Genomic DNA, 26,936 nt, shown 5'->3' on the forward strand with positions numbered 1-26,936 from the left:
CCGTTCAAGGAGTGCGTCGGCCATGCGCGCCGAGATCACCGCAACCGCCGAAGAGATCAAGCAGTCGATCGAGCTGCTGAGGAGGCATCTTTGACTGGGATGCGTCCCATGTCCGCCTGTCCGAACTGAACGCCCTCGTCGAGGACCAGAGCCTCTGGGAGGATGCCGACCGCGCGCAGAAACTGATGCGCGAGCGCACCCAGCTCGAAAAGAGCCTTAACGACGTCAAGCAGCTCGAACAGGATCTGGCCGATGCGCTGGAACTGATCGAACTCGGCGAGATGGAAGAGGATGCCGACGTCGTTGCCGAGGCCGAGCAGACCCTCTTTTCCCTGAAGGAGATCTGCGAGAAGCGGCAGATCGAGAGCCTGCTCTCGGGAGAGGCCGACGGTTTCGACTGCTATCTCGAAGTGCATGCCGGCGCCGGCGGCACAGAGGCGCAGGACTGGGCCTCCATGCTGCTGCGTATGTATACCCGCTGGTGCGACGCGCACGGCTACAAGGTCGACTGGCTGGAAGAGAGCGCCGGCGAAGAGGCCGGGCTCAAATCCGCGACCATCAAGGTCAACGGCCACAACGCCTATGGCTGGCTGAAGACCGAGAGCGGCGTGCACCGTTTGGTGCGGATCTCGCCCTATGACAGCGCCGCACGCCGCCATACGAGCTTTTCCAGCATCTGGGTCTATCCGGTGATCGACGACAGCATCGACATCGTCATCGAGGAAAAGGACCTGCGCGTCGATACCTACCGCGCCTCCGGCGCCGGTGGTCAGCACGTCAACCGGACGGACAGCGCGGTGCGCATCACCCATATCCCGACCGGGATCGTGGTGCAGTGCCAGAACGACCGCTCCCAGCACCGCAACCGTGCCACCGCGATGGACATGCTGAAGGCGCGTCTCTACGAGGCGGAACTGCAGCGCCGCGAGGAAGAGGCGAACGCGGTCGAGGCGACCAAGTCGGATATCGGCTGGGGCCACCAGATCCGCTCCTACGTCCTGCAGCCCTATCAGATGGTGAAAGACCTGCGGACCAACGTGGAGACCTCCGCGACCCAGGCGGTTCTGGACGGCGATATCGACCAGTTCCTGGAAGCCTCTCTGGCCCAGAAGCTGGGCGACGGGGAACAGGACGCGGCTGCGGGGTAAGCGGGCGCCGGCGCCTGCATTTAACCTCGCATACCCGCCGTCATCCCCACGCAAGTGGGGACCCAGTGAACGCAGGGCGGCGACCGGGACCCTGGGTCCCCGCTTTCGCGGGAATGACGACCTTTTTGGGGCAATAAAGATGCGGATCATCCCATGAGCGCATTCTTCGAGGAACTGGACTACCAGCCGACCCCGATCGGCCCCGTCAGCCTCCGGCGCCGCCGCGAGCTCCGGCTGGATGTCGACGTGTTCGAGATCATGCTCGGCGACGAGCACCTCATGTCGAGCCTGTTCACCGCCTCCGAGGTCGCCCTCGCCCGCCTCGGTCTCGCGGCGCTGGATGGTGACGGGCTTGAGGTTCTCGTCGGCGGCCTCGGGCTTGGCTACACCGCGGAGGCCGTACTGGAGCAAGACAAAGTCGGCTCACTTCTCGTCGTGGACTATCTGCAGCCGGTCATCGACTGGCACCGCACCGGCCTCGTGCCGATGGGCACGGCACTCGCGGACGATCCGCGCTGCCGCTTGGTGCAGGAAGATTTCTTTGCGGCCGCGGCCAGCGAGAGCGGCTTCGATCCCGAGGCTCCCGGCCGCACCTTCGATGCCATCCTGGTCGATATCGACCATTCTCCCGACGCCCTGCTCGACGCGCGCAGCGAAAGCTTTTACGGGGCCGAGGGCCTGGCGAAGCTGGCAAGGCACCTGAAACCCGGCGGTATCTTCGGCCTCTGGTCTGACTACGAGCCGGACGAGGCCTTCACAGAGCGGCTTTCAGGTGTGTTCGCAAAAGCCTGGGCCGAGCCGGTGACCTTCCACAACCCGCTGCAGGACCGGCCTTTTACGCAGACTGTCTATTTGGCGCGCACGACGACTGCCTGAAAACCTGCGAACTAGGGAACCTCAGTTTTCGCCCTTGGCCTTGCCGAACGGCGTGACATTACCGTCAGCATCGGACGTGCCGTCTTCCGGCTCGCCATCACCCTCTTCTTCCACTTCCACCGTCCGCTGCAGCCGCAGGTAGGACCGGTAGCTGAAGGGCAGCGACACCAGATAGGAGAACAGCAGCGCCGAGAAGAACTGCCAGGGCGCGCTGACCAGCCAGGCGACGCAGAGGCCCATGACGATCAGAAGCGGCAGGGCGAGCTTCTGCGGCACCCGGGCGCCCTTGAAGCTGTAGGTCGGGATCTGCGAGACCATCAGCAGGCCGACCACGACCTGCCAGCCGGCGAGGAAATGCGGCTGGTGCAGGAAGCCGAGATCGACCTCGAAGCTGAGGATCAGCGGCAGCAGGCCGAGCCCGGCAGCGGCCGGCGCGGGCACGCCGGTAAAGAAACGGTAGGTGAAGGGCGGCAGGGTCGGATCGTCGGTCTTTGTGTTGAACCGGGCGAGACGCAGAGCCATGCAGGTGGAGAAGAAGAGCGCGGCCATCCAACCGAAGCTCTTCAGGTCCTGGGTCGACCAGAGAAAGAGGATCAGCGCCGGAGAGACGCCGAAGCTGATGAAATCGCCGAGCGAGTCGAGCTCGGCGCCGAACTTGCTCTGCCCTTTCAGCAGACGCGCCATGCTGCCGTCCAGGGTGTCGAGAATGGCGGCGACCGCGATGGCACCGACCGCCAGCGTCCACTGCTCGTTCAGTGCGAAGCGCACGCCCGATAGGCCGGCGCAGAGCGCCATGACCGTGATCATGTTCGGGATCAGCTTGCTGATCGAGATCACCGGTAGCCGGCGCCGTCTGCCCTTGATCATCCTGATATCCGTTTCCCGTTGCCGGACCAGAAAGCCCTCAGCGGATCTCGCCCTTGCGTGCCGCTTCGCTCGCATTCAGGTCGGCGATCACTGTCTCGCCCGCCACCGCGAGCTGACCGACCGCGACCAGCGGATTGACGCCCTGCGGCAGATAGACGTCGACCCGGCTGCCGAAGCGGATCAGGCCGAACCGCTCGCCAGCCTGCACCGCCTGACCTTCCTGAAGGTAACAGATGATACGGCGCGCCACCAAACCGGCGATCTGCACGAAGGCGACTTTGCGGCCGTCCTTCATCTCGACGGAGACCAGCTGGCGCTCGTTCTCCTCGCTCGCCTTGTCGAAGGCGGCATTGACGAACTTGCCCGGCACGTAGGCGAGCTTGGCGACCTGGCCGTCCACCGGAATCCGGTTCACGTGACAGTCGAACACGTTCATGAAGATGGAAACGCGGCACATCGGCTCGTCGCCCATCTCAAGCTGCTTCGGCGGCGGCGCGTCGACGATCATCTGCACCACCCCATCCGCCGGGGTGATCACGAGTCCTTCGCGGCTCGGCGTCACCCGGTCCGGGTTGCGGAAGAAATAAACGCACCAAAGCGTCAGCACGATACCAACGAAGCCGAGCGGCTCCCAGACCGCATAGAGCAGCAGCGTCAGGACCGCGAAGGCGGCGATGAAGGGATATCCCTCGCGCGCGACCGGGACCAGAACGCCCTTCAGAACGCCGTCGTCCTGCTGATTCAACATGTCATGTCCGTCCGTATGGGTTTAGAGGCGGCTCAATTGACGGCCGGAAGCCCGAAGACCTGCCCCGGATAGATCAGATCCGGATCGCGGATCTGATCGCTGTTCGCCTGGTAGATCTCCGTATAGCGGAAGCCGGAACCGTAGACCCGGCTGGCAATCCGCCAGAGATTGTTGCCGGGCTGTATAATGACAACCGAGTCTTCCGGCAATCCCGTGAAGGGGACGGCGCGCACGAAAGGCAGCTCGATCCGGGCCAGCACCTTGCCGCCATTGGAGATCTTGTCCACCCGCACCTGGTGCGTCCCCGCTTCGATCCTAGTTTCCGGCTTGGCCGACCAGTTGCCCGCAGCGTCCGACGTCGCCCGCGCGACCAGTTTGTTGTCGACATAGACTTGAACTTCTGTGTCTGGCTCGGTCTTGCCGCTGAAAACGACTTCGCCCTTGTCGTCATAGTCGATCACGTCCAGCGAGACACCGCTTTCGGCAGTGGACGCGTCCACTGCCGGTGTCTCCGGAAAGGACTGCGCCTTCGGAGCTTCCGACGGCGGTGCGGCGCTGGCAACCTTCGGCACCTGAAGGACTTTTGTCGGTGCGCTCGGCGCTTCCTCGCGCGGCACAACCATGGCCAGTGGCTTCTGCGGCGCCTGGCTCTGTTGCCCTGCGATGTCCTTGCCCTTCTCAGGAATGACCACGACGACCGCGTTGCCGGACTTCTTCGGCGCCTCGCCGCTCTCGGACGGCGTCTCCAGCGTCAGAACGCTGCTCCCGGACGGAAGTTTCTCTTCCGGCAGGAAGACCCAGTCGCCCTTGTCATCCGCCTGCACCTCTCCGATCTGCCGATCGCCGTCCATGATCCGGACGGTTGCGTTCGGCAGAGCCTTTCCGGCGATCACCGTGTTGCCCTCGGGGTCGACACGGACCACATCGAAGCTCGGCTGCGAGAGGTCCGGCTTGTCACTGCCGCCTTCCGACGCCGCTTTCGGCTCCGGCGCGGTGCTCGCCGCCGCGGGTGCCGGCGCCTCGACGGTCTTCGACGGCGCGGGCGCAGGAGTTTCCGCAGGTACCGTCGCGGTTTCGGCGGGGACCGGCAGCACGTCCTCCTCGGACGTCACGTAGAGCAACCCGCCCGCCACTGCGAGCACCAGGGCTCCGGCGGCGCCAATGAGGTACGGCTTCGTCAACATGATCTGGGGGCTCCTACACGCATTCGGCTGACAATAAACCCTTACAAACGCGGGTGCAATGCGAGCCGCACCGCCGTTTTAAGCCGCTTGACCGGACTCAAACGGGGTGGGATAGACGATCCATGAGCGAGAAAAAATCCATCTGTGTCTTCTGCGGTTCCTCCGGCAAGGTCGACGAGACCTACCGCACCGCCGCAACGCGTTTCGGAACCCTGATCGGGGAGCGCGGCTACAACCTCGTCTATGGCGGGGGACGCGTCGGCCTCATGGGACTGACGGCGGACGCCGCACTGGCCGCCGGGGCCGACGTCGTGGGCGTGATCCCGAAATTCCTGGAGGACTACGAGGTCGGTCACCAGGGCCTGAACGAGCTGATCATTACGGACAACATGCATGACCGTAAAAGGCTCATGTACGAGAAGTCGGACGCCTTCGTGATCCTGCCCGGCGGCCTCGGCACCATGGACGAGACCTTCGAGGTGGTGACCTGGACCCAGCTCGGCCTGTCGCGCAAGCCCGTGGTCGTGGTGAATGTGAACGGCTTTTGGGACCCTCTGGTCGCGCTGTTCGACCACATGGTCGCGACCGGTTTCGCGCGGCCCGAGAACCGCACCATCCTGCAGGTCGCCGAGAGTGTCGAGGACGTCTTCCCGCTGCTGACCGGCGTCGCCGTGACCCACGGCAAGGTCGAATCCAAGTGGGTCTGACCGCCTGAAATCGGTTAACCATCCGGCGGCGCCCGGTACCTTGGGCGCGCGCGCGTCTTGCATTGCAGCGCCCACCTGATATTTTGCCGCCGCTGCTCACAAGATCCCACCCACAAAGGAGCCAGGAAGATGGCCAAGATCAAGGTCAAGAATCCTATCGTCGAGCTCGACGGTGACGAGATGACGCGGATCATCTGGGAGATGATCAAGGACAAGCTCATCCTCCCGTACCTCGATGTCGATCTCAAATACTACGACCTCGGCATGCAGAAGCGCGATGAGACGGATGACCAGATCACCATCGACTCCGCGAACGCGATCAAGGAATACGGCGTCGGCGTCAAATGCGCGACCATCACGCCGGACGAGGCCCGCGTCGAGGAATTCGGCCTGAAGAAGATGTGGCGCTCGCCGAACGGCACGATCCGCAACATCCTCGGCGGCACCGTGTTCCGCCAGCCGATCATCTGCAACAACGTCCCGCGCCTGGTGCCGGGCTGGACCCAGCCGATCGTCATCGGCCGTCACGCCTTCGGCGACCAGTACCGCGCCACCGACATGGTGGTGAAGGGCCCGGGCAAGCTGACCATGACCTTCCAGCCGGCCGACGGCGGCGAGCCGATCACCCACGAGGTGTTCGATTTCCCGGGCGGCGGCGTGGCGATGTCCATGTACAACCTCGACGATTCCATCCGCGGTTTCGCCCGGGCCTGCATGAACTACGGTCTCGACCTCGGCTGGCCGGTCTATCTCTCGACCAAGAACACCATCCTCAAGGCCTACGACGGCCGCTTCAAGGACCTGTTCCAGGAAGTCTTCGACGATGAGTTCAAGTCCAAGTTCGAAGCCAAAGGCATCATCTACGAGCACCGCCTGATCGACGACATGGTCGCGGCCGCGATGAAGTGGTCCGGCGGTTTCGTCTGGGCCTGTAAGAACTATGACGGCGACGTGCAGTCCGACACCGTGGCGCAGGGCTTCGGCTCGCTCGGCCTGATGACCTCCGTGCTGATGACCCCGGACGGGAAGACGGTCGAGGCGGAAGCCGCCCACGGCACCGTCACCCGTCACTACCGCCAGCACCAGCAGGGCAAGGAAACCTCGACCAACCCGATCGCCTCGATCTTCGCCTGGACCCGCGGCCTTTCCTACCGCGCCAAGTTCGACGAGACGCCGGAAGTGCTGAAGTTCGCCGAGACCCTGGAAAAGGTCTGCGTCGACACCGTCGAGGACGGCGACATGACCAAGGATCTGGCGCTGCTGATCAGCCCGGACCAGCCTTGGCTCACCACCCAGCAGTTCCTGTCCAAGCTGGACGAGAACCTGCAGAAGGCGATGAGCTGAGCCACGGTTTGACTGTGGATGCAGAGCGGGCCGCCTTCGGGCGGCCCGTTTTCGTTTCGGATAGCCTTATGAAAGCCGGGCAAACCGGCGCCGACAGGAGAGAATGAGAATATGGATTTCTACCACATCTATTGCGACCTGAAGCCGGGTGTGAAGGACATGGACTTCGCCGAGTCCGTTCAGCGCTATTTCTCTTATCTGAAGGATCAGAGCCTGATCGAGGGCTCCCGCATCACCCGCCGCAAGCTCGGACTCGGTCCCGATGACGGCACCGAGTTCCATATGTGGCTGGAGACCCGCGACCTGGCCCAGCTCGACGCTGCCTTCAACCACGTCTCGAGCCGCAGCGAGCCGGTCGAGAGCTTCCATCACGCCGTGAACTCGAAGGTCCAGAACGTGCGCTTCACGCTCTACCGCGACTTCCCCGACCCGGAGCGCAAGCGCGGCGAGGAAAAGTTCTAGTCAGCGGTATACATAGATCGGGCTGGTCCAGGCGCGCGTGCCGTCCTCCTGCTCGACCCGGATGAAGATCGGGTTGTCGCCTTCCGGTTTCAGCCCGATTTTCCGGCTGAAGGAGAAGGACGTGTGCGGGTTCGTGTCCGGAAGCCGCGTAAGTTTCAGGAAACGCGGCAGCTCGCCGGACGCGTCGAAGACCATGTCCTCGCAGCCGATCCGCGCGATCTCCACCTCGGTTGAAACGAGCGGCGTCTCCACGGCGAGACTGCCTGCGTCCCGTTCCGCGAGGTGAATATCCGCACCTCCGAAATTGCCCGTGGTCAGAGCCTTCCAGGCCAGTTCGGTTCCGCTTACATGATCGAGTGTCTTGTCCCGGTTGAGGAAATTGACCGGCACCGCGCGCTCAACCGCATTTCCGGTGAGCCGCGCCGTCCCGTCCCAGATCACCTCGCGGAAACGGCCGCGATATTCCGCGCCCTCCCAATGCAACCGAATGCGGGATCCGAGATCGTTCTCGGCGTAGGGCCGCACCGTCTCGACCAGATCGAGCCCGTTGAAGATATCGACCCGGAGGATCGGCGAGTTTGTGTCGACCGAGACGGAGAGCTCCATTCCGCCCTGGGGCAGATGAACGATATCGCCCATCGACGCCTCGTGGGTGAGGTTTGGCGTACTGTCCATAATGAGCGGGTCGTCGTGATATAGTGCGCCCTCCCCTTCAAAACGCGCGCCGAGCCGGATCACCATGCGTCCGCCGTCGCCACCCGTGGTCCCGTAATGCCGGCGCTTGCGCATACAGTCGAGCAGTGCCGCGCGGCTGAGTTCTTCCGTGTTGAAGCAGGTGAGCCCGCCGATCGCGCCGAACTTGCCCGCGCCGGGATAACTCGCCCCCGGCCGCCCCTTGTGGCCGTCGGAATTGCAGACCACGCCTACCCGGTAGCCGAGCCTAAAGGCATCCTCCAGCAGCCACTCGAAGGTGCCCCAGGAGGAATGCACCTCGACCGACTTCTCGAACCGGCCGTCATGGGCAACCGCGATGTCGGCATAGCGGCCGCCGCAATGGGCGTAGCAGACGACGTCATGCTCCCCGTGTTCGTGGAACGCCTCGAACAGTTTTCCGGCCGTCGTACAGTCTGTATGGGCGGTGCTGCGATCCTCTATCAGCGCATGTGACGACCGGCGGATGGTCCGTCCCTCGCTCGGAAAGAAGACGTTACGGTCGCCGCCGAGCGCGGTGTTGCCGGACCATTCATAGCCCGGCATGGCGACGAAGCGGCCCGGCTCGTCGAACTCGGCCGTGATGCGGTTCAGCTCCCCCCAGAACTCGTCGGTGATCTGGAAATCGTTGCCCTGATGGCCACAGGCATCGACCCAGGCCTTGTCGCGCGCAAAGGCGAAATAGTCCCGCGCGCTGCCGGTGCCGATGGTCTCCTCCGACTGGCCATGCATGTCGGCCCAGTAATGCACGAGCTCGGTCTGCTCGACGATCAGCGGATTCGTGCGGGCGACCACCTCGCCTTCCGCGTTTTTCACAGCGACGGAGACCCGGCCGGGCGCGGTCGCGCAAAGATCCGCGACCGTGGTGGTGAAGCAGCCTTCAGTCATCTCGACCGTTGCCGGCAGCCCTTCTATGGCGCCCTCGGCTTCAAGATGGAACGTCCCGGAACATTTGTCCGACGGATTGCCCCATTTGTCGTTGCCTTTGATCTTCAGATCGAAGCGCTCGCCCGGGCGGCGCAGGGTCGGCAGGGCGGCGGAGTAGCTTTCCGGCTTGCCGGGCACGATCGCGATCTCCGGCTGCACCGGAAGGGTCTGGAAATTGAAGGTCGCGATCGGGTCCACCAGCACACGGAACTCGAAACTTTTCTCGCAGAAGGTCTGCAGCCGCATTCCCGGCCCGCCATGGTCGGTGACGCCGAAGCGGATGGTGATGGTGTCGCCTTTCTCCAGGAACCCCTTCACCACCTTGATCCAGAGCGTGCGGTCCCAGGGCCGGACATTCGCCTTCGGATCCCAGCGCACCTGCAGCACCGCGCCGTTGGAAGCCTCGACTGTGCAGTAATTCGCGCCTTTCGGATCGTCGAATTGCGGATTGCCCTGGTCGGAGGCGAAACGGAAGCAGACGCGCAAGCTGCCGGAATCGTCGATGCCGAAGGTGCCTGCGGTATAGACGAGCGTGAAGGAGGCGTAGGAACCGGCCTCGAAGTTTCCGCGCGGCGTGATCGCGGCACTGCCGAGATCGCTGTCGGCGATCGGCGCGAGGATCACGCCGCTGTTCATGTCCTCCCACGGGCGGTCCTGGGTTCCGGTGTTTTTTGTCTGCTCAGTCATTGGACGCCTTCTTGTTTCTGGGCCCTCTCGGGGGCGGAGCGGTTCGGCTCGAAGCCTAGCGGAAAATCTGGACGAGGAAGGTAGAGATCGGCGGCACGTAGGTGATCAGCAGCAGGTCGGCGATCAGCACCAGAATGTAGGGCCAGATCATCACCACGATGCGCTCGATCGAGACCTTGGTCACCGCGGAGGCGATGAAAAGGTCGACGCCGAGCGGCGGGGTCACCGTGCCGATGCTGAGATTAACCGCCATCACGATGCCGAACAGCACCGGATCGATGCCGAAACTCATCGCGGCGGGATAAAGGATCGAGGTGAAGATCACGATCGCCGCAGCCGCGTTCATGATACAGCCGACGAACAGCAGGAAGATGTTCACCAGCAGCAGATAGAAAACGGGGTTGCCGGCCGTCTCGGCGAGGTATGCCGAGATGCTCTGCGGGATCTGGTTGATGGTGATCAGCCAGGCGAAGACACCGGCGCAGTTCATGATGAACATGACAACCGCGGAGGAGATCACCGCGCGCCTGAAAGCCCGGAGCAGATCGGCGAAGGTCAGCTCCCGGTAGGCCATGCCGACGATGAGGCCGTAAAGCACCGCGACGATGGCCGCCTCGGTCGGCGTGAAGACGCCGCCATAGATCCCGGACAGGATGATGACTGGCATCAGCAGGGGCCAGAAAGCCTCCCGGAAGCTGCGCCAGATTTCCGAAACACCCTGGAACTCGGTCCGCGGAATCCCCTCGCGGCGGACCAGCGCCCAGTTGAGCACCAGCATGCTGATGCAGATGACGATGCCGGGAAGCAAACCCGCGAGAAAAAGGTCGGCGATCGAAACGCCAGTCACCACCCCATAGAGGATCAGCAGGATGCTCGGCGGGATAATCATGCCGGTGACGCCCGCGGCGGCGATGGTGGCAGCTGTATATTGCGGCCGGTACCCCTTCTCCTCCATCGGGGCGTTCATCACGCCGCCGATGGCCGCGACCGTGGCCGCGTTGGAGCCGGACAGCGCGGCGAAGAAACTCGAGCCGAGGATCGCGACCGCGCCGAGCCCGCCCGTCAGATGCCCGACGAGGGATCCCGCGAAAGTGACCAGCCGCCGCGACATGCCGCCGGTCGACATGATCTCGCCGGCGAGGATGAAGAAGGGAATGGCGAGCAAAGGGAAGGAATTGTTGGTGGAGAGCATGCGCTGCGCCGCGATCTCCAGATTGATGTCGCTCAGCAGCAGCCCGACGGCGCTGGAAAGGCCGAGCGCGACCGCGATCGGCACGCGCAGCAACATGAAGAGAAAGAGGGATCCGAAGATGGCGGCGGTGATCATGTCATGTCATCCGGTCGGCGAGCCCTAGAGCCCTTCCGCGAGCAGTTCGTCCGCCGGCGCGGTGGCCAGGCGCAGGATCAGCTCCGCGGCATAGACGATGAGGAAGGCCATTCCGGCCGGGATGGCGCCGTAGACCCAGGACATCGAGATCTCCAGCGCGGGCGAGATCTGTTCCTGAACCCGGACCGTCAGTCCGACGCCGTAATAGAAGAGCATCGCGAAGAACACGCCGCTGAGCAGCGAGGAGAGGATTAGGGCCCCGCGCCGCAGGACTGTGGGCAGGCTCGAGACCACCAGTCCGATCGCCGCATGCATGTTGCGCCGGAAGGCGACCGCCGAGCCGAGAAAGATCATCCAGACGAAAAGGTAGCGGATGAGCTCGTCCGGGAAGGCGAGCGAGCTTTCGATGACGAAGCGGAAGACCACCGTCGCGATGCCGAGCACGAACATCGCGGCGAAGGCGGCGCTGCACGCCACCGCCAGGACGGTTTCCGAGAGATCGAGAACCTTGCTGAGAAAAGACATTTTCCGTGTCCCTGGCGGTGGGTGCCGAGATCGGGAGCGCTTATTTCGCGCTCACCGCCGCGTCGATCAGCTCGGCGCCGATCTTGCCGCGATATTCCGTCCAGACCGGCTCCATCGCCTTCTGGAAAGCCGCCGCCTGCTCGGGCGAGAGACGGGTGACGGTCATGCCGCCCGCTTCCATCTCCTTCAGGTACTGACCCTCGACCGCGTTCAGCTCCGCGCGCTCCCAGTTCTGGGTCTCGATCGCGACCTCCTTGAAGAGGGTCTTCACCTCCTCCGGCAGGTCCTTCCACATCTTGTCGTCGGCGAGGAACATGATGCCGGCCCACTGGTGATGCGACAGGGTGATGAATTTCTGCACCTTGTCGAAGCCGAAGGCCTTCACATTGCCGACCGGATTGTCCTGGCCGTCGACGGTGCCCTGCTGCAGGCCGGTGAAGACCTCGGAAAGCGCCATCGGCGTCGGATTGGCGTCGAGTGCCTTGAAGGTGGCGACGTTCAGGGGGTTGTTCACGACGCGGAACTTGATCCCCTTCATGTCGTCCGGCATCGCGACCTTGGTCTTGGCGGTGGTGATGGTGCGGAAGCCGCTCTCATACATGGCGATGGTACGGATACCGGTCTTGGCGAGCAGTCCGTCATAGAGCTTCTGGCCGACCTCGCCGTCGGAGACCGCATAGGCATGCGCGCTGTCGCGGAAAAGGAACGGCAGATAGAAGATATCGAGCGGCGGATAGAAGCTCGCGACGTTCGTGGTCGGCACAAGGGCGAACTGCACGACGCCGATCTGGATCGACTCCACCAGCTCGCGCGAGGAGCCGATGGTGCTGTTCGGGAAAACCTGGATCTTGATGTTGCCGCCGCTCTTCTCGGCGACGATGTCGGCGAATTTCTGCGCGCCTTTGGCGAGCGGATGATTCTCGTTATAAGGATGGCCGAACTTCAGGGACATTTCCGGCATGGCGGCCGCGGCGGATCCGGCGGCCACGGCACCGACGATCAGGGCAGCCGCGGCGGAGCGCAGGCCCCGGAGCGCACGGCGGGTGAAGGTCGGTTGAAGACTGAGACGTGACGTCATAGTGAAGCACTCCTGTTCGTTTATGGTTTTCCGCCCTCCCAAGCGGATTCCGAAACGATGGGCTTGAGTGCCCACTCTGTTTGGCGGCTGCGGCAGGACTGCCGCCGCCGTATCAGGTAATCTCGCGCACGACCGGACGGTCGCGTGTCGCCGCCGGAACGATCTCCAAAACGCGGTCGCTCGGCGGCACGAAGATCCGCTGCCAGGTGATCGGCACGTCGCGATAGCTCATGCCGCAGACGGTCCAGACCATGCCGAACTGTCCCGGCGGCACATCGAGGCAGCGGGTGACGCGCGGCGGCAGGGTCTGGCAAACCATTGTCTCGCGGGTATTCAGGGTCGGCGCGTTGAACCTTTCCGCAAGCATGTCGCGGAAGGAAACGCCGTTCAGCGTCGTCTCGCTCATCCGGGCAAGTTCGGCGAACCGTTCCTCCGGGAGGTAGACCTCGCTGAAGACGTCGAACTCCTCGTTGACCGACACCAGCCGCTGGATGTGGATGTAACTTTCCGCCTCGGGGCCAAAGAACTGGCTCCAGGGCCCGGCCTCGCGCGTGGTCTCGATCGAAAGGATCTTGAAATAGACCGGCAGGAGCTGTTCCCCGCCTTCCGCCATGAAGCGGAAATGGCGCAGCTGCTCTTCCTGGGCACGGGCCCCGGAGACGTAGGTCCCACTGCCGTGCCGGCGCTCGACCACGCCCATCTGCACGAGGCTCCGGAGGGACCGCCGCACAGTGCCGAGACTGGCGCCCGTCTCCGTCGCGAGCTGGTCCTCCGACGGCAATCGCTCGCCCGGCAGCCAGCGTCCGGCCTCGATCGCGGTCAGAATCTCTTCTGAGATCTGCCGGTGCTTCGCCTTTGCGGAACTGCTGACGGGCCGGAGCCGGGTGACGGACATTGCCTGATAATCCTATCTAGGAATTTCATCTGAAACGCTAAAACCGCATGAATATGCCGTCAAGTCCTATATAGGACTTTGCATTCCGTAGATGCGAATGTGGAAAAGCATCCTGATTTCAGGGACTTCTAAGCCGCGGGGAGAAAGATCCCGTCCGGCGTGAAGGGCGACGCGAATATCCTATGGCGGCGTTCGGCTTTTCACCTGACGGCCGACGCGGCGGTGGCGGAAGCGCCGGGCGCGTCCTACAAGTGGCCTCCCATTCCGTTCCGGCATGCCCTGGGAGCGCCCGATCGTGGAACATGAACTTGCCTATTACGGCATCGTCGCCCTTGGCGCCCTCGCGGGTGCCCTGGCGACCGGGCTTGCCGGTTTCGCCTTCGGGATCACCTCGCTTGGAATCTGGGCGCATGTGCTGAGCCCGGCCGAAGCGGCGCCCATGGTGATCATCTGCTCACTACTGATCGTGCTCGGGACCATCGGCGCGATCTGGCGGGCGATCGATTTCCGCTCGGTCTGGATTTTCCTGGTGGGCGGCCTGATCGGCGTGCCGGGAGGCGTCGCCCTCCTGCCCTATGCCGATCCCGGACCGTTCCGGATCTTCGTCGGCGCGACGCTGATCCTCTATTGCGGCGCGTTCATTATCGCCGGACGCATGCCGGCGATCACCGGCAGGTACCGGGCGATCGACGCGGCGGTCGGCTTCGGCGGCGGTGTGATGGGCGGGTTCTCTGGTCTTTCCGGCGTTCTGCCGACGATCTGGTGCAGCTTGATGAAATGGCCGAAGGACCGCCAGCGCGGGACCTTCCAGCTCTTCAACGGCGTGATGCACTCCGCCAGTCTTACGCTGTACATCGCGCAGGACCGTCTGCCGGAGAACATCCTGCCGTTGCTCGGCGCGTCGGCGCCGGCGATGATCGTCGGCACCGGTATCGGCTTCGCGCTCTATCGCCGGATCAATGACGCCCAGTTCAAGAAGATCCTGCTCTGGATGCTCGGCGCCTCGGGCATCGGACTGCTGCTCCCGGCACTCTAGGCCGGAACGGCATCCGGCGCGTATTGCGCAAGGAACTCCGGGCTCGGCGGGATCGGCGTGATGACATCGATGAGCACACCGTTCGGATCGCGCGTGATGAAGTGACGCTGCCCGAACGGCTCGTCGCGGAGCGGCAGGAGGATCGGCAACCCCGCCGCTTCGGCCCGCGCATATTCCGCATCCACGTCCTCCACCTCGAAATTCAGGATCAGCCCGGCCGTGCGGCCTCTTCCGCTTTCCGGGACGGTTTCATGTTCGCCGCTCAGGATCGCGATGTTCACGCTCTCATCCTCCGCGGACTGCAGATGGACATACCAGTCGCTTTCGAATGCCGTCCCGAACCGGAAATGCTCCCGGTAGAAATGCGCCGTCTCCGCGACCTCGCCGGTCAGGATCACCGGATAGAACTGCGTGCACCTCATGGCTTTCTCTCCCGCTGCAATTTACATACACTATGAATGCAAATGAATAAACATACAGGCTGTATGCATGCAACAAAAACCCGCACGCCGTTCGAACCGCGAGCGCACCGAGGAAACCCGCTCGGCGCTTTTGGCCGCCGGACGGACGCTGTTCATCGAGAAGGGGTATGCTGAAACCGGCACGCCGGAGATCGTGAAGGCGGCCAACGTCACGAGGGGCGCGCTCTATCATCACTTCCGGGACAAGGAGGATCTGTTCCGTGCGGTCGTCCGGCAAGAAGCCCGTGCGGTCGGCGAGGAGATCGAGGCGAGCGTGACAGAGACGATCGCGCCTCTGGAGGCTCTGAAAGACGGCTCGGCGGCCTATTTCAATGCGATGGCCATCCCCGGCCGGGCGCGTCTGCTGCTGCTGGACGGCCCCGCCGTACTCGGACCGGAGGAGATGTCCCGCATCGACCGGGAGACCGGCGGCGGCTCGTTGCTTGAGGGCCTGGCGGCATTGCGCGGCAACGCAAGCGATCAGGAGACGCGTGCTCTCGCGGACATGCTCTCCGCCGCATTCGATCGGGCCGCGCTCGCCATAGCTTTCGGTGAGTCGCGGACGGAATACGAAGCGGCCATGGGAATCCTTTTGGAGGGCCTCTTCGGGACCGGGGAAAACGCGTCTTCTAATGGAAATCCCGGCTGACGACGCGCAGGTCCGGTTTCATGTTGCGCGGGTGGGTATGGAGCGGCCGGGATGGCTTGATCTGCTCAGGATTGGGCTTCGGTGCGGGCGGCAGTTTCGGGCGAGGCGGTTTCTGACGGTAATCTTCCTGCCCGCGTGCGACCTCGTCCGCATTGGCGATCGCCTTGCCGAAGCCGGCCTCGTCGACCGTCCCGTCGGTCAGCCAGCCGAGGCGGTAGGTCAGATCCTCCAGCTTTTCCACCACGACATGCACCACCCGCCCCTCGCGTTGCACCAGACCGGTAACGCCAAGAAACTTGGCGCCGAGCACGATGCGCCGGAAAGTTTCGAACTTGTCCGGCCAGACGATCAGGTTGGCAACGCCGCTCTCGTCTTCAAGCGTGATGAAGATGACGCCCTTCGCCGTGCCCGGCCGCTGACGCACCAGCACGAGGCCGCCGAGCCGGATCCGGCGCCCATCTCGGCTGCGATCGAGATCCTCGCAGCGGATGCAGCCATCGCCGTCGAGGCTGGGGCGCAGCAAGGCCACGGGGTGAGCTTTCAAAGAGAGATGGAGCGCGGCGTAATCGTCCACCACCTGCTCGCCGAGCGGCGCCTCGGGCAACAATATTGCCGCCTCCCTTTGCGTGAAAAGCTTTTGCTCGCGCGCCTCAGCGGCGAGGAAGAGCGGCAGGCCGTCGCGGTACCGCTCCGCGCGCACCGGACCGGTCACGGCGCGGGCGAGCCCCCGCACCGCCCAGAACACCTCGCGCCGGGCGAGGCCCATGGAGGAGAAGGCATCGCCGCGCGCCAGCACCTCCAGCACCGCCGGCGTGATCCCGGCGCGGCGCCAGAGCTCCCCCGGATCGCCGTACCCCCGCCCCCGGCAGGCGGCGATCAGTTCCGCCTCCTCCTTCCGCATACCCTTGATCTGCCGGAGCCCGAGACGGAGCGCCTGCCCGCCCCGGCCGTCCGGCTCGAGATCGCAGTCCCAGCCGCTCTTGTTCACATCCGGCGGCAGCACGGTGACGCCATGCTCACGGGCATCGCGCACGATCTGCGCCGGCGCGTAGAAGCCCATCGGCTGTGAATTCAACAGGGCCGCGGCAAAAACCGCGGGATAGCGCCGCTTGAACCAGCTCGAGACATAGACGAGGAGCGCGAAACTCGCGGCATGGCTCTCCGGGAAACCGTAATTGCCGAAGCCCTCGATCTGCCGGAAGCAGCGTTCGGCGAACTCGCGCTCGTAATTCCGCGCAACCATGCCCTCGATCATCTTGTCGCGGAACTGGCCGATCTGGCCAGTCTTCTTGAAGGTCGCCATGGCGCGGCGCAGCCGGTCCGCCTCCGATGGCGTGAAGCCAGCGGCGACGATGGCGATCTTCATCGCCTGCTCCTGGAAGAGCGGCACGCCGAGAGTCTTGCCGAGCACGCCGCGCAATTCATCGGACGGGAACTCGACCGGCTCGATGCCGTCCCGGCGGCGGAGATAGGGATGCACCATGTCGCCCTGAATTGGTCCCGGGCGCACGATCGCGACCTCGATGACGAGGTCGTAGAAACAGCGGGGGCGGAGGCGCGGGAGCATCGCCATCTGCGCCCGGCTCTCGACCTGGAAGACGCCGAGACTGTCGCCCCGGCAGAGCATGTCGTAGACGCCGGGATCCTCCGGCGGGACGGTCGCAAGATCGTGGGCGACGCCGTAATGCCGCTCCAGCAGGTCGAACGCCTTCTTCACGCAGGTCAGCATGCCGAGCGCCAGCACGTCGACTTTCAGCATGCCAAGGGCGTCTAGATCGTCCTTGTCCCATTCGATGACGGTGCGGTCCTGCATTGCCGCGTTCTCGATCGGCACCAGCTCGTCGAGCCGGCCGCGGGTGATGACGAAGCCGCCGACATGCTGGGAAAGATGGCGCGGGAAGCCCATGAGCTGCCGGGTAAGGTTCATGGCCATGGCGAGCCGCCGGTCGGCGGGGTCGAGCCCGACCTCGCGGATCCGCTCGTCGGCCACTGCATCGCCGTGCCGGCCCCAGACCTGGGAAGAGAGCAGGCCGACCACGTCTTCCGACAACCCCATCGCCTTACCGACGTCCCGGAGCGCGCTGCGCGAGCGGTAGCTGATCACGGTCGCCGCCAGCCCGGCCCTTTCACGTCCGTACTTCTCATAAATGTACTGGATCACCTCCTCGCGCCGCTCATGTTCGAAATCGACATCGATATCCGGCGGCTCTCCCCGTTCCTCGCTGACGAAGCGCTCGAAAAGCAGGTCGGCGCGGGAAGGATCGACGGCGGTGATGCCGAGGCAGTAGCAGACCGCCGAATTCGCCGCCGAGCCGCGCCCCTGACAGAGAATGTCCTGGCTGCGGGCGAAGCGGACCATGTCGTAGACGGTAAGGAAATAAGGCGCGTAGGAGAGCCGCGCGATCAGGGAGAGCTCATGGCGGAGCTGGGCCTCGACCTTCGGCGGCACCCCGTCCGGGTAGCGCTCCGCCGCCCCCTCGAAGGTCCGGAACTCCAGTTCCTCCTGCACGGGCAAACCGTCCGGCGAGATCTCGTCGGGATATTCGTAGGCCAGCTCGTCGAGCGAGAAGCGGCAGCGGGCCGCGATCTCGATTGTGCAGGCGACGGCCTCCGGCCAATCGCGGAAGAGCCGCGCCATCTCTTCCGGCGGCTTCAGGTAACGCTCGGCATTGGCATCGAGGCGCCAGCCCGCCTCGTCCACGCTGCAATGCTCCCGGATACAGGTCAGCACGTCCTGCAGCGGGCGGCGCTCCGGCACGTGGTAATGCACGTCGTTGGTCGCGACGAGCGGCAGACCGGCCTCCGCGGAAAGCACGGCGAGCTGCCGGAGCCGTCCCGCATCGTCGCCATGGTAGAGCATGGAAGCGGCAAGCGAGACCCGGCCGGAAAAGCTCCTGGTCCAGAGAGCGAGGTTTGAGGCGGAAAGTCCAGTGAGGTCGGGAGGCGGCAGAAACACCAGATCATGGCCGGCGGCATGGTCCGCGACATCGGCGCGGCGAAGCAGGCACGCGCCCTTCTCCGCCCGTCTTTTACCGATGCTGAGCAGGCGGGAGAGCCGCGCATAGGCGGGGCGGTCATGGGGGAAGGCAAGCAGCTCCTCGCCGTCCTCCAGCACCAGGCGGGTGCCGACCAGAAGCTTTATGCCATGGCTCTTCGCGGCGATATGGGCCCGGACCGCACCGGCGAGGCTGTTGCGGTCGGCGATGGCCACGGCGGCATGGCCGAGACGGGCCGCGCTCTCCACCAGCTCCTCCGGATGCGAAGCGCCCCGGAGGAAGGAGAAATTGCTGGTGACCTGAAGCTCGGCATAATCCGCCATGACGCCATCGCGGGTTTCAATCAGCCGGGCTCAGGAAAACAACCCGTGCAGGAACCATTTCGGCGCCTCTCCGCGTTCGGCGAGCCCGTCCCGGTAGAGCCAGAAACGCCGGCCCTCGCCATCCTCGAGACGGAAATAGTCCCGGGTCAACATCTCCGCATCGTCATTGCCCGCACGCCACCATTCCGGCGCGATCCGCTCCGGCCCCGCGGCATGGGCGACGCGATACTCGGCGCCGCGCCAGCGGAAGCGGGCCGGCGGATGATCCGGCAGGAGCGCCGTCGCCTCGACCGGCTCCGGACGGCGCATCAGGCGCACCGGGCGGGCAGCCCGCTCCGGCGCCGGAGGACGGATATTGGTCCAGGTGAGCCCCTTGCGGCCCGGCCGCCCGGCGGCCCTCTTCTCGGCCCGCTCCGGCAGATGGCTTTCCACCGGCTGCAAGCGATGCACTGCATCGGCGCCGAGGCGATTGGCGAGACGGTCGCCGAGATCTGTGACCGCGTCCCGGTCCCGCATCTCCGTGCTGCCGAGCGCGGCCTGTACGCCTGCCGCCCGGTCGCCTTCCAGCATTTCCGCCAGCACCATGTCGATGCCGAAACCGGGATCGATCTTGTCGAAATGCTGCGCCAGAAGGCGGAACAGAGTGTCCGCGTCGCGGCAGGCCCGGCTGGTGCCGGCGCTGACCTGCAGCACCTCGCCGTCGACCCGGAAGAAGCGGAGCCGCACCCGGCGTGCGCCCGCCTGCTCCCGCTCGAGGCGGCGGCAAAGCGCGCCGAGCGTGCGGCGGGCCGACGCTTCGAGGTCTTCGCGGAGCGCGATCGGCTCGGCGAAGGCGATGCGTTCCTGGAACGGCGCCTCCGGCAGCCGCATGTCGAGCGCCGCCGAGAGTTCTCCGAGGGCGCGGTCGAGCGCCTCCACGAGCGCAAGACCGAAGCGGTTCGCGAGCGGAGCACGCGGCTGACCGGCCAGCTGCGCGATGCGGCGCAGCCCGACCCGGTCGAGCGCCTCGACAGTCGCCGCGGCAATGCCGAGAGCCGCCACCGGCAGCGGTTCGAGCGCCATGCGGAGCTTGCCCTCCGGCACCAGGGTCAGCATAGGGGCGGAGAAGCGGGCGACGGCCCGGGCGGCATCAGGGGCGTCCGCCACCGCGAGCCGGGCGGCAAAGCCGAGCCGTTCGAGGGCTGCAAGGCAATCGCGCCCGAGCGCCTGCTCCTCCGTTGCGAAATCCTCGGCCCCGTCCTGCCGGAACAGATGGGCGCAGCCGGTAATGTCGAGAATGAGGCCGGCACTGCCGCCCTCCCCGGTGAAGGGCGCGGCCTTGTCGTCGAGCGCGACCATCGGCGTATAGCGGTGGCACCAGGCGCGGAGCCGTTCCAGCCGTTTGCGGTCCGCCGCCGGATCGGCCTCCAGCACCGTGAGGCCCGGCATCATGGCCCGGGCATCGGCGAGCGTCCGTCCAACGGCGATTCCCTGCAACGCGGCCGCCCCGTTCACAGCGGCGATCACTTCGGTGCCAACCAGACGACGCGTCAGAACTGCGGGCGCATCCGGCGCCGCAGTGCCTGCCGCTCCGGTCGCCTCCCGGCCGCGCCATTCGAAAGCAAAGTCCGGAATGTAGAGATAGAGGAACCGCCGTGCCATGATCCGTCTCCCGTTGTGAGCGAATGCATGATGTTCCTGTTTTGTTCTCATTGCCAACAGGACATTGATACAAATGATCAACCTGTTGAAATATAGGAAAAAATCAGCTTCCGTTCAGGCCGAATTGCCAGACCAGCCAGAGCGCGGCGAGGATGCTTGCCCCGGCGACTCCCCAGAGGGCCAGCTTGCGCAGCAGGATACGGCGCATCGCCGCGCGTTGCTCGCCTTCGATCCGTTCGCGCCGTTCGGCTTCGATGGCGCTGAGAAAGCGCAGCAGGGTATCGATGGACTCGCCCTCAAGCGCATGGAACTGGGCGGCGACACTCTCCCCGCTGTCCAGCCGGCGCACGATCTCGGCACTGAAGGGGAACTCGATCAGCTCGCGGCTGCCACGCCAGTAGATTGTACCTTCCAGGGGAGAGGAAACGTCACCGCCCTCGCCCGGCAGTCGGGCGAGAAAGCCGCCGATGGAGATATCGATGAGCGGAAGTTTGCGGCCCTGGACGGCGGCATAGGCACCGCTCACGGACCAGCGTCCGTGCCGGCGCCGTTCCTGTCCGATCGCTGCCTCTGCGACAGCATTCATCCCCAAGCCTCCTCTGTCACGGTGGCAGTCTACATCATTACCGCCAAGAAAACCGCAAGCGATGATCTTTACCACATCGGGGCAAGGAAACAGCCGCGGCGCCGTTTTCAGTAAAGAATCAATAGTTACGGCAGACAGAGGCAAAAGTACATATGGGGTTACGCGGCAGCGTTCCGCTCCGCACCGGGCTGCGTTTTCGGAGACCGGCCCGATTGACCGGAAAATGCTTCGCGGTCGGAGAATCGGCCCCGGACCGCATCCCACCGGAGCAGCCAGGCGGCGGGCTGGCCGCCGCGCAGACGTTCGAGAGAGATCGCCCAGGACGGCTGCAGGGTACCGCCGGACGGTGCCGCGGCGATCCGCCAGCGGCTGTCAGCCGCTCCCGAGGATACGGACGTCGCAAGAGGCCTGAGCAGAAGCCCGGTCACTCCGCTCGTCTCCGCAGCGAGTTGCAAGCGCCGTTCCGCGACCCGCCCTGCCTCTCCCGGCCGGGCCGAACCAAGTTCCGCAACGACACCGGCAAGGCCGCCGCAGCGCAGCCCCTCCTCCATCGCCCAGAGCCTTTCGGCCTCGTCCCGGGCGCGGACGAAAAGCACCCGCTCCGGATCGAGACCAAGGGCCTTCAGCCCCCAGCCATAGGGCATCCCGCCGAACATATTGGCTTCCCGGGCACACCAGAGGATTTCCCCGCCGCGTCCGTCGGCCAGCAAGCGCGTCAGCAGCGCTGCGGCAAATCCGAAAACGCTGCCGTCCCGAAGCTCGCCGCGCGCCTCGCCAACCAGCTCGTGGACCCGTCCGAGGGCAAGACCGCCGCCCAGATGCGTGTCCAGCGCCGGCAGGCCGAGTGAAAACCGCGCGATCCGCGCCCCGCCCGCACTGCCGCGCTCAATGGCCCGGACCTCCGCACGCAGAGATGCCAAATCGGCCCGTTGCCCCGTTTCGTCCCTGTGCTTAGGATCGCCCATCCAATCACCTGAATGTTCTCTTTTTGTTCTTAAGGTATCCCTGCTTATGAGTCAATCGGACGACGTGACCGCCCCGTCCCTCGAAACCATGCTTGGCTTCAATGCCGATATCGGTTTCCGCCTGACCGAATGGGCCGACGGTTACGCGAAACTCGAACTCGACCTGACGGAGAAACACCTCAATCGCAGCGGCATCCTGCATGGCGGCGTGGTCGCCACCATGATCGATGCGGTCGGCGGCTATTGCGGTGTCTGGGTCCCCGAGGGCGCCGAGAAGAAACGCGCCCTGACCCTCTCCCTGACGACGAGCTTCATGGGCACGACCAAGGAAGGCCGGATCTACGCGACGGCCAAACGCCGCGGCGGCGGTCGTTCCGTCTTCTTCGCCAGTTGCGAGGTCTACAGCCCCGAGGGCGTGCTGATCGCAATGGGCGAGGGCACCTACAAGGCACTCGTCAGCAAGGTGACATCCGCCGGCTGAGCCGATCGGGTAATTACACCCAGTCGTCATCCCTACGTAAGTGGGGACCTAGGGAGCGTCGAATTGTGCATGTGTTCCCTGGGTCCCCGATTTCGCGGGAATGACGATCACAGATTGTCCCGCTACCAGCCGCCCGAACGGGCACGCAGGAACGCGATGAAGAGCCGCAGCATCTTCAGGCATCGCGTTTACTCGCCTCCCCAGAGACCTCACGGCCAGACGGGTACGCCGTCCAGCCCCGTGGTTTCCGGCAGGCCGCAGATAAGATTCGCATTCTGCACCGCCTGACCGGCCGCTCCCTTGCCGAGATTGTCGACCACGCCCATCGCGATCACCAGATTGCGCTCCGGATCGGCCGCATAGCTGACGAAGGAAAGGTTCGAACCGGTCGCCCATTTGGTCTGCGGCGGCTTGTCGGTCACCCGCAAGAATGCCCGCCCGGCATAGAAGCTCCGCGCCGCCTCCATGCATTGATCCGTCGTGGCACTGCCGCGGCAGTATATGGTGACAAGCACGCCGCGGGTCATCGGCACCAGATGCGGCGTGAATACCAGCCCGTCCGCGCTGCCTGCGCTCAGCCGTTCGATCGTCTTCGCCATCTCGGGCATGTGGACATGCTTGAGCAGGCCGTAAGGCACCAGGTTCTCGTTGCTTTCGGCATAACCGAACTTGCTGTCCGCGCCGCCCCGGCCGGCACCGGAAATGCCGGTCTTGGCGTCGATCACGATGTTACCGGGTTCGATCAGTTTCTCGACCAGCAGCGGCGCCAGCGCGTTCAGCGTCGCCGCGGGAAAGCAGCCGGGATTGGCAACGCGGGTCCTCCCCTCGATCCGGTCAGGCCAGACGTCGGCCAAGCCGTACGCCCAGCCCTCGGCATAGCGATGGTCGCCGCCGATATCGACGATCTTCACGTCGCTGGAGACACGCGCCAACGCCTCGGCGGACGCCCCCGTCGGCAGCGACGCAAAGAGCACGTCCAGCTTCGGCAGGTTCGCCGGATCCCATTTCTCGATCACCAGCCCTGCGAGCTTGTCCGGTACACCGGGGAAGCGGTCCGCCAGCCGGCTGCCGGCACTGCCCTCGCCCGCAGCGTAAACCAGCTCGAAAGACGGGTGTCCCGCGACGAGGCGCATCGCCTCGCCGCCGCCAAAACCGCTGATCCCGACAATGCCGACACGAATGCTCATGATGGTGCCCAACTTCTGGAGGAAACGAACAGATTCATTGAAACCGGCACGCCAGAGCGCCGATCCGGCATCAAGCTGACATGCGATCAGAATGGTTAATCCCTATGTCTTAAGGCATCTCAGCCCACTAAGCCACACCACCGAAAGAACGCGTGCGCAGGAAATCGACGAAGAGACGCAGCAGCTCCAAGCGGCGGTGTTGCTCGGGATAAAAGATGTAAAAGGGCGGATGCTCGATCGTGTAGGTGTCGAGCACCGTCTCCAGCCTGCCGTCGCCAAGTTCCTCCTCGACAACCCGGCGAAGCGACCAGCCGATACCCCTTCCGTCCCGCGCCGCCTCGATCACGGCGCGGAAATCGTCGAACATGAGATGCGCCGGCGGATCGACTGTCACGCTCCGCCCATCCACCGAGAAAAGCCAATCGGCCACGCGCCGCGTGCTGACGAAACGGTAACGGATGCATTTATGGGCCAGCAGATCGCCCGGCCGCTCCGGCCTGCCATGCGCCGCGAGATAAGCCGGCGAGGCCGAATAGGCCGCCCGTAGGGGCGGCGTGAGCCGGGTCGCGATCATCCCGTCGGCCAGCCGGTCGCCGAGCCGGAAACCCGCGTGAAAACCTTCCCTCACGATATCGACCAGCGCCTCGTCGAAGGACATTTCCAGCCTGATTTCCGGATAGGCCGCCTGGAACTCCGCCAGGACAGGCGCGACGACGATCTTGTAGGCGCTCCAGGGCACGGTGAGGCGCAAGGTCCCGCTCGTCGCCCGGCCGGCCGTGCGCGCCTGCTCGACCGCTGCCGAGATTTCGTCGAACGCGGGACCGGCTCCGTCGAGCAGCACGCGGCCGGCCGGCGTCAGATCGAGCGAGCGCGTGGTCCGTGCGATCAGCTCCACGCCGAGTTCCCGTTCCAGCGCTTTCAGCCGGTGACTGACCGCGGGCGCCCCGACGCCAAGCGCGCGCGCCGCCGCGCTCAGCGATCCGCTGCGCACAATCTCCAGAAAGACCTCGATGCCGCCGGTAACGTCCGTCATTCTTCAATAAATTTCATGAAAATGATCAATTCTGCAAAACTACTCGAATAATAGCGATGTTGCTAGCAAGGCGTGAGCAATGGGGAGCCATGCCTTGAAATCGATTCCGGTATCCATCGAAAGCCGTAACCGCAACCTTTCGGGAGCGGCGCTGCTCTCCGGCTCCGTCGCGCTGATGGCGCTGCAGGACGCACTGATCAAGCTCATGAGCACGGCCCTCCCGCTCGGCCAGATCTTCCTGCTGCGCTCGATGCTCGTACTGCCGCTGCTCGTCCTCGTCGCCCGGGCGAACGCCAAGGACCTGCGCGCTGCGCTGAGACCGGCTCCGATGCTGCGCGGACTCTGCCTGACGCTGATGTATCTCTCGCTCTATTCCGTCCTGCAGGTCCTGCCGCTCGCGACCCTGGCCGCCGGGTTCTATACCGGGCCGCTCTTCATCACCCTGCTGGCCGCCCTCGTCCTGAAGGAACCGGTCGGTATCCGCTCGTGGACCGCCGTCGGGATCGGGTTTGCCGGCGTTCTCGTCCTGCTGCGTCCGGGAAGCGGATCCTTCGCCGCGGCCGCCCTGGTCCCGGTACTGTCCGGCTTCTGCTACGCGGTCGCGGCCATCCTCGCCCGCAGCAGGTGCCGCACCGACGCACCGGTCTCTCTGGCCCTTGCCCTGAACCTGAATTTGCTCATAGCCGGCGCCCTGATGCTCGGGGCCGGGACCCTCGGACCGAAGATGAACCCGCTCCCCGGCTGGACGGAGATGTCCGCCGTTGACTGGCAACTGGTCGCCATGCTGGCAGTGCTCATGGTCGGTATCGGAATGGGCCTCGCAGCGGCCTATCAGCACGCGGAACCATCCGTGGTCGCGAGCTTCGATTACAGCTACCTGATATTCGCAAGTCTGCTCGGCTATTACCTGTTCGCGGAAACACCCGACATGCCGACCTTCGCCGGTATGGGACTGATCGCCTCTGCCGGCCTGCTTTCCATCGCAAAGACCTGAGGGGTCCGCCGCCTGCTCCAGAACGGCGCGTCGGGCCATCTGTTTTCCGCGCCGTAAGCCACGGCAAGATGCCGCCGGTAGAACTGCTCGATCCGATCGAGGTCTTGCCGGTAGTCCGCAAAGGTATCGGCGTCTCCGCAGAGATGGTCATGGCAGGCGGCGGCCGCACTCCAGGCCGTGTAGAGCGCATTGAACAGCCCGCGCGAAGCGAGTGGATCGAAACTGAGAGCCGCGTCGCCGATGGCGAGCCAGCCGTCTCCGGCCACGGTTTCCAGGACCGTCGAATTGGCTGCTGTAAGGGTCGCCGGGCCGTCGCTCCGGAAGTCTGTTGCCGCCAGAGCCGGGCCGACCCCCGGAAGCGTCATTGCCGCGTTCTGCAAAAAGCCGGGCGCACGGCAATCGGGCGGCATAAGATCGCTGTCGGTATGGAACGACAGCACCCGCGCCCTGCCGGGCAACGGCGCCGAATACCACCACCCCCCCGCCGTGCTTTCCACCATGCTGAAACCTGCCGTGACGCCGCTCTCTTCCGCATCGGTCCCGCGCATCCAGCACGCCGTCAGGCGATCTCCATGCCGCCGCGCCACACCAAGCCGTTTGGCCACAATAGCGGAGCGTCCGCTCGCATCGACCACAAGCCGGGACCGCACTTGCTCCCCTGGGCCGCCTTCTCCCGTCTTCAGGGTCAGTCTCCACCCACCGCCAAGACGTTCAATCGAGGCGAGCCGACCGGGCGCGACAAGCCGCGCGCCCCTGCTGCATGCCGCAGCACGCAGCATTGTCTCGAACCCGGCGCGGTCGAGATGCCAGCCCGGCCCGTCGGGATCCTTCAGGAAGTCTGTAATGTGCGCATCGCCCCCGCCCCACCAGGACAGGTTTCCGAAATATCCCGGAAAGCCCCCGGCCTCGAATGCGTCGAGGATGCGCATATCGTGCAACAGGCGCCGTGCCGCCGGTATGAGCGACTCCCCGATCCGTTGACGCGGCGTGGCGTCTCTGTCGATCAGCAGCACGGAATGGCGCGGCGCCAGCGTCAGTGCCAGCGCCGCTCCCGCCGGCCCGGCCCCGACAACGGCGATATCCGCTTCGATCACTTCG

At 64.9% G+C, this 26,936-nt stretch carries 25 protein-coding genes; 9 read left to right on the plus strand and 16 right to left on the minus strand.

Annotated features, from left to right (window positions below):
• Positions 1-22 precede the first annotated feature (22 nt).
• Positions 23-1,148 (plus strand): peptide chain release factor 2 gene (gene prfB, locus NUH88_RS04520; RefSeq protein WP_257770218.1). Its coding sequence is split into 2 segments (ribosomal slippage): positions 23-91 and positions 93-1,148, totalling 1,125 coding nucleotides; the frame shifts between segments, so codons are not numbered across the junction.
• A 153-nt stretch (positions 1,149-1,301) separates the two neighbouring features.
• On the plus strand, positions 1,302-2,024 hold the full coding sequence (locus tag NUH88_RS04525; RefSeq protein WP_257770220.1) for a spermine/spermidine synthase domain-containing protein: 723 nt from the start codon (positions 1,302-1,304) through the stop codon (positions 2,022-2,024).
• A gap of 21 nt (positions 2,025-2,045) precedes the next feature.
• On the opposite strand, the gene NUH88_RS04530 is transcribed toward NUH88_RS04525, so the two are convergent.
• The 3 genes from NUH88_RS04530 to NUH88_RS04540 are packed head-to-tail and all read right to left on the minus strand — an operon-like array spanning position 2,046 to position 4,823.
• Positions 2,046-2,891 (minus strand): CDP-alcohol phosphatidyltransferase family protein, encoded by an 846-nt coding sequence (locus NUH88_RS04530; protein WP_257770222.1) that lies wholly within the window; start codon positions 2,889-2,891, stop codon positions 2,046-2,048.
• 37 nt (positions 2,892-2,928) lie between these two features.
• On the minus strand, positions 2,929-3,639 hold the full coding sequence (locus tag NUH88_RS04535) for a phosphatidylserine decarboxylase (protein WP_257770223.1): 711 nt from the start codon (positions 3,637-3,639) through the stop codon (positions 2,929-2,931).
• A 32-nt stretch (positions 3,640-3,671) separates the two neighbouring features.
• Positions 3,672-4,823 (minus strand): LysM peptidoglycan-binding domain-containing protein, encoded by a 1,152-nt coding sequence (locus tag NUH88_RS04540; RefSeq protein WP_257770224.1) that lies wholly within the window; start codon positions 4,821-4,823, stop codon positions 3,672-3,674.
• A 122-nt stretch (positions 4,824-4,945) separates the two neighbouring features.
• Between NUH88_RS04540 and NUH88_RS04545 the strand changes: the two genes are divergently transcribed.
• The 3 genes from NUH88_RS04545 to NUH88_RS04555 all read left to right on the plus strand — a co-directional run bounded on the left by NUH88_RS04545 (position 4,946) and on the right by NUH88_RS04555 (position 7,336).
• Positions 4,946-5,530, plus strand: coding sequence for an LOG family protein (locus NUH88_RS04545; RefSeq protein WP_257770225.1), 585 nt, complete (start codon positions 4,946-4,948; stop codon positions 5,528-5,530).
• A gap of 129 nt (positions 5,531-5,659) precedes the next feature.
• Positions 5,660-6,874: an NADP-dependent isocitrate dehydrogenase gene (locus NUH88_RS04550; RefSeq protein WP_257770226.1), complete on the plus strand. Its 1,215-nt coding sequence runs from the start codon at positions 5,660-5,662 to the stop codon at positions 6,872-6,874.
• Between the two features lie 111 nt (positions 6,875-6,985).
• Positions 6,986-7,336, plus strand: coding sequence for a DUF6614 family protein (locus tag NUH88_RS04555; protein ID WP_257770227.1), 351 nt, complete (start codon positions 6,986-6,988; stop codon positions 7,334-7,336).
• Here the strand turns inward: NUH88_RS04555 and NUH88_RS04560 are convergent, their stop codons facing one another.
• From NUH88_RS04560 to NUH88_RS04580, 5 genes are all read right to left on the minus strand, one after another.
• Positions 7,337-9,661: a DUF3604 domain-containing protein gene (locus NUH88_RS04560; protein ID WP_257770228.1), complete on the minus strand. Its 2,325-nt coding sequence runs from the start codon at positions 9,659-9,661 to the stop codon at positions 7,337-7,339. It abuts the gene before it with no gap.
• Between the two features lie 55 nt (positions 9,662-9,716).
• On the minus strand, positions 9,717-10,988 hold the full coding sequence (locus tag NUH88_RS04565) for a TRAP transporter large permease (RefSeq protein WP_257770229.1): 1,272 nt from the start codon (positions 10,986-10,988) through the stop codon (positions 9,717-9,719).
• A 24-nt stretch (positions 10,989-11,012) separates the two neighbouring features.
• Positions 11,013-11,513 (minus strand): TRAP transporter small permease, encoded by a 501-nt coding sequence (locus tag NUH88_RS04570; protein ID WP_257770230.1) that lies wholly within the window; start codon positions 11,511-11,513, stop codon positions 11,013-11,015.
• 40 nt (positions 11,514-11,553) lie between these two features.
• Positions 11,554-12,591 (minus strand): TRAP transporter substrate-binding protein, encoded by a 1,038-nt coding sequence (locus NUH88_RS04575; protein ID WP_257770231.1) that lies wholly within the window; start codon positions 12,589-12,591, stop codon positions 11,554-11,556.
• A 112-nt stretch (positions 12,592-12,703) separates the two neighbouring features.
• Positions 12,704-13,486 carry a GntR family transcriptional regulator gene (locus NUH88_RS04580; protein WP_257770233.1) on the minus strand — a complete coding sequence of 261 codons (783 nt, stop codon included), beginning with the start codon at positions 13,484-13,486 and terminating at the stop codon, positions 12,704-12,706.
• Positions 13,487-13,781: 295 nt separating this feature from the next.
• Here NUH88_RS04580 and NUH88_RS04585 point away from each other — a divergent pair, with 295 nt between their 5' ends.
• Entirely contained in the window at positions 13,782-14,522 is a 741-nt protein-coding gene (locus NUH88_RS04585; RefSeq protein WP_257770235.1) for a sulfite exporter TauE/SafE family protein, read from the plus strand.
• Here the strand turns inward: NUH88_RS04585 and NUH88_RS04590 are convergent.
• Entirely contained in the window at positions 14,519-14,944 is a 426-nt protein-coding gene (locus tag NUH88_RS04590) for a VOC family protein (RefSeq protein ID WP_257770236.1), read from the minus strand. The two genes, NUH88_RS04585 and NUH88_RS04590, sit on opposite strands and share 4 nt — an antisense overlap.
• A 67-nt stretch (positions 14,945-15,011) precedes the next feature.
• Between NUH88_RS04590 and NUH88_RS04595 the strand changes: the two genes are divergently transcribed.
• Positions 15,012-15,632, plus strand: a complete 621-nt coding sequence (locus NUH88_RS04595) for a TetR/AcrR family transcriptional regulator (RefSeq protein ID WP_257770237.1) — start codon at positions 15,012-15,014, stop codon at positions 15,630-15,632.
• Here the strand turns inward: NUH88_RS04595 and NUH88_RS04600 are convergent.
• The 4 genes from NUH88_RS04600 to NUH88_RS04615 all read right to left on the minus strand — a co-directional run bounded on the left by NUH88_RS04600 (position 15,613) and on the right by NUH88_RS04615 (position 22,143).
• Positions 15,613-18,951 (minus strand): error-prone DNA polymerase, encoded by a 3,339-nt coding sequence (locus NUH88_RS04600; RefSeq protein WP_257770238.1) that lies wholly within the window; start codon positions 18,949-18,951, stop codon positions 15,613-15,615. The two genes, NUH88_RS04595 and NUH88_RS04600, sit on opposite strands and share 20 nt — an antisense overlap.
• Before the next feature lie 30 nt (positions 18,952-18,981).
• Entirely contained in the window at positions 18,982-20,592 is a 1,611-nt protein-coding gene (locus NUH88_RS04605) for a DUF6504 family protein (protein ID WP_257770239.1), read from the minus strand.
• Positions 20,593-20,695: 103 nt separating this feature from the next.
• Positions 20,696-21,178 carry a PilZ domain-containing protein gene (locus NUH88_RS04610; protein ID WP_257770240.1) on the minus strand — a complete coding sequence of 161 codons (483 nt, stop codon included), beginning with the start codon at positions 21,176-21,178 and terminating at the stop codon, positions 20,696-20,698.
• 158 nt (positions 21,179-21,336) lie between these two features.
• Positions 21,337-22,143: an ImuA family protein gene (locus tag NUH88_RS04615; protein ID WP_257770241.1), complete on the minus strand. Its 807-nt coding sequence runs from the start codon at positions 22,141-22,143 to the stop codon at positions 21,337-21,339.
• 46 nt (positions 22,144-22,189) lie between these two features.
• Here NUH88_RS04615 and NUH88_RS04620 point away from each other — a divergent pair, with 46 nt between their 5' ends.
• Positions 22,190-22,624: a PaaI family thioesterase gene (locus tag NUH88_RS04620; protein ID WP_257770242.1), complete on the plus strand. Its 435-nt coding sequence runs from the start codon at positions 22,190-22,192 to the stop codon at positions 22,622-22,624.
• Positions 22,625-22,833: 209 nt separating this feature from the next.
• On the opposite strand, the gene argC is transcribed toward NUH88_RS04620, so the two are convergent.
• Positions 22,834-23,811: an N-acetyl-gamma-glutamyl-phosphate reductase gene (argC, locus tag NUH88_RS04625; protein WP_257770243.1), complete on the minus strand. Its 978-nt coding sequence runs from the start codon at positions 23,809-23,811 to the stop codon at positions 22,834-22,836.
• 127 nt (positions 23,812-23,938) lie between these two features.
• The gene (locus tag NUH88_RS04630) at positions 23,939-24,844 is read right to left on the minus strand and encodes a LysR family transcriptional regulator (RefSeq protein ID WP_257770244.1); all 906 of its coding nucleotides are present in this window, start codon (positions 24,842-24,844) and stop codon (positions 23,939-23,941) included.
• Positions 24,845-24,938: 94 nt separating this feature from the next.
• Here NUH88_RS04630 and NUH88_RS04635 point away from each other — a divergent pair, with 94 nt between their 5' ends.
• Positions 24,939-25,838, plus strand: a complete 900-nt coding sequence (locus NUH88_RS04635; RefSeq protein WP_257770245.1) for a DMT family transporter — start codon at positions 24,939-24,941, stop codon at positions 25,836-25,838.
• Here the strand turns inward: NUH88_RS04635 and NUH88_RS04640 are convergent.
• On the minus strand, positions 25,748-26,932 hold the full coding sequence (locus tag NUH88_RS04640; protein ID WP_257770246.1) for a tryptophan 7-halogenase: 1,185 nt from the start codon (positions 26,930-26,932) through the stop codon (positions 25,748-25,750). The genes NUH88_RS04635 and NUH88_RS04640 overlap by 91 nt on opposite strands.
• Positions 26,933-26,936: the final 4 nt, after the last annotated feature.

Origin of the sequence: Nisaea acidiphila (assembly GCF_024662015.1) — a bacterium.
Lineage (GTDB): Bacteria > Pseudomonadota > Alphaproteobacteria > Thalassobaculales > Thalassobaculaceae > Nisaea > Nisaea acidiphila.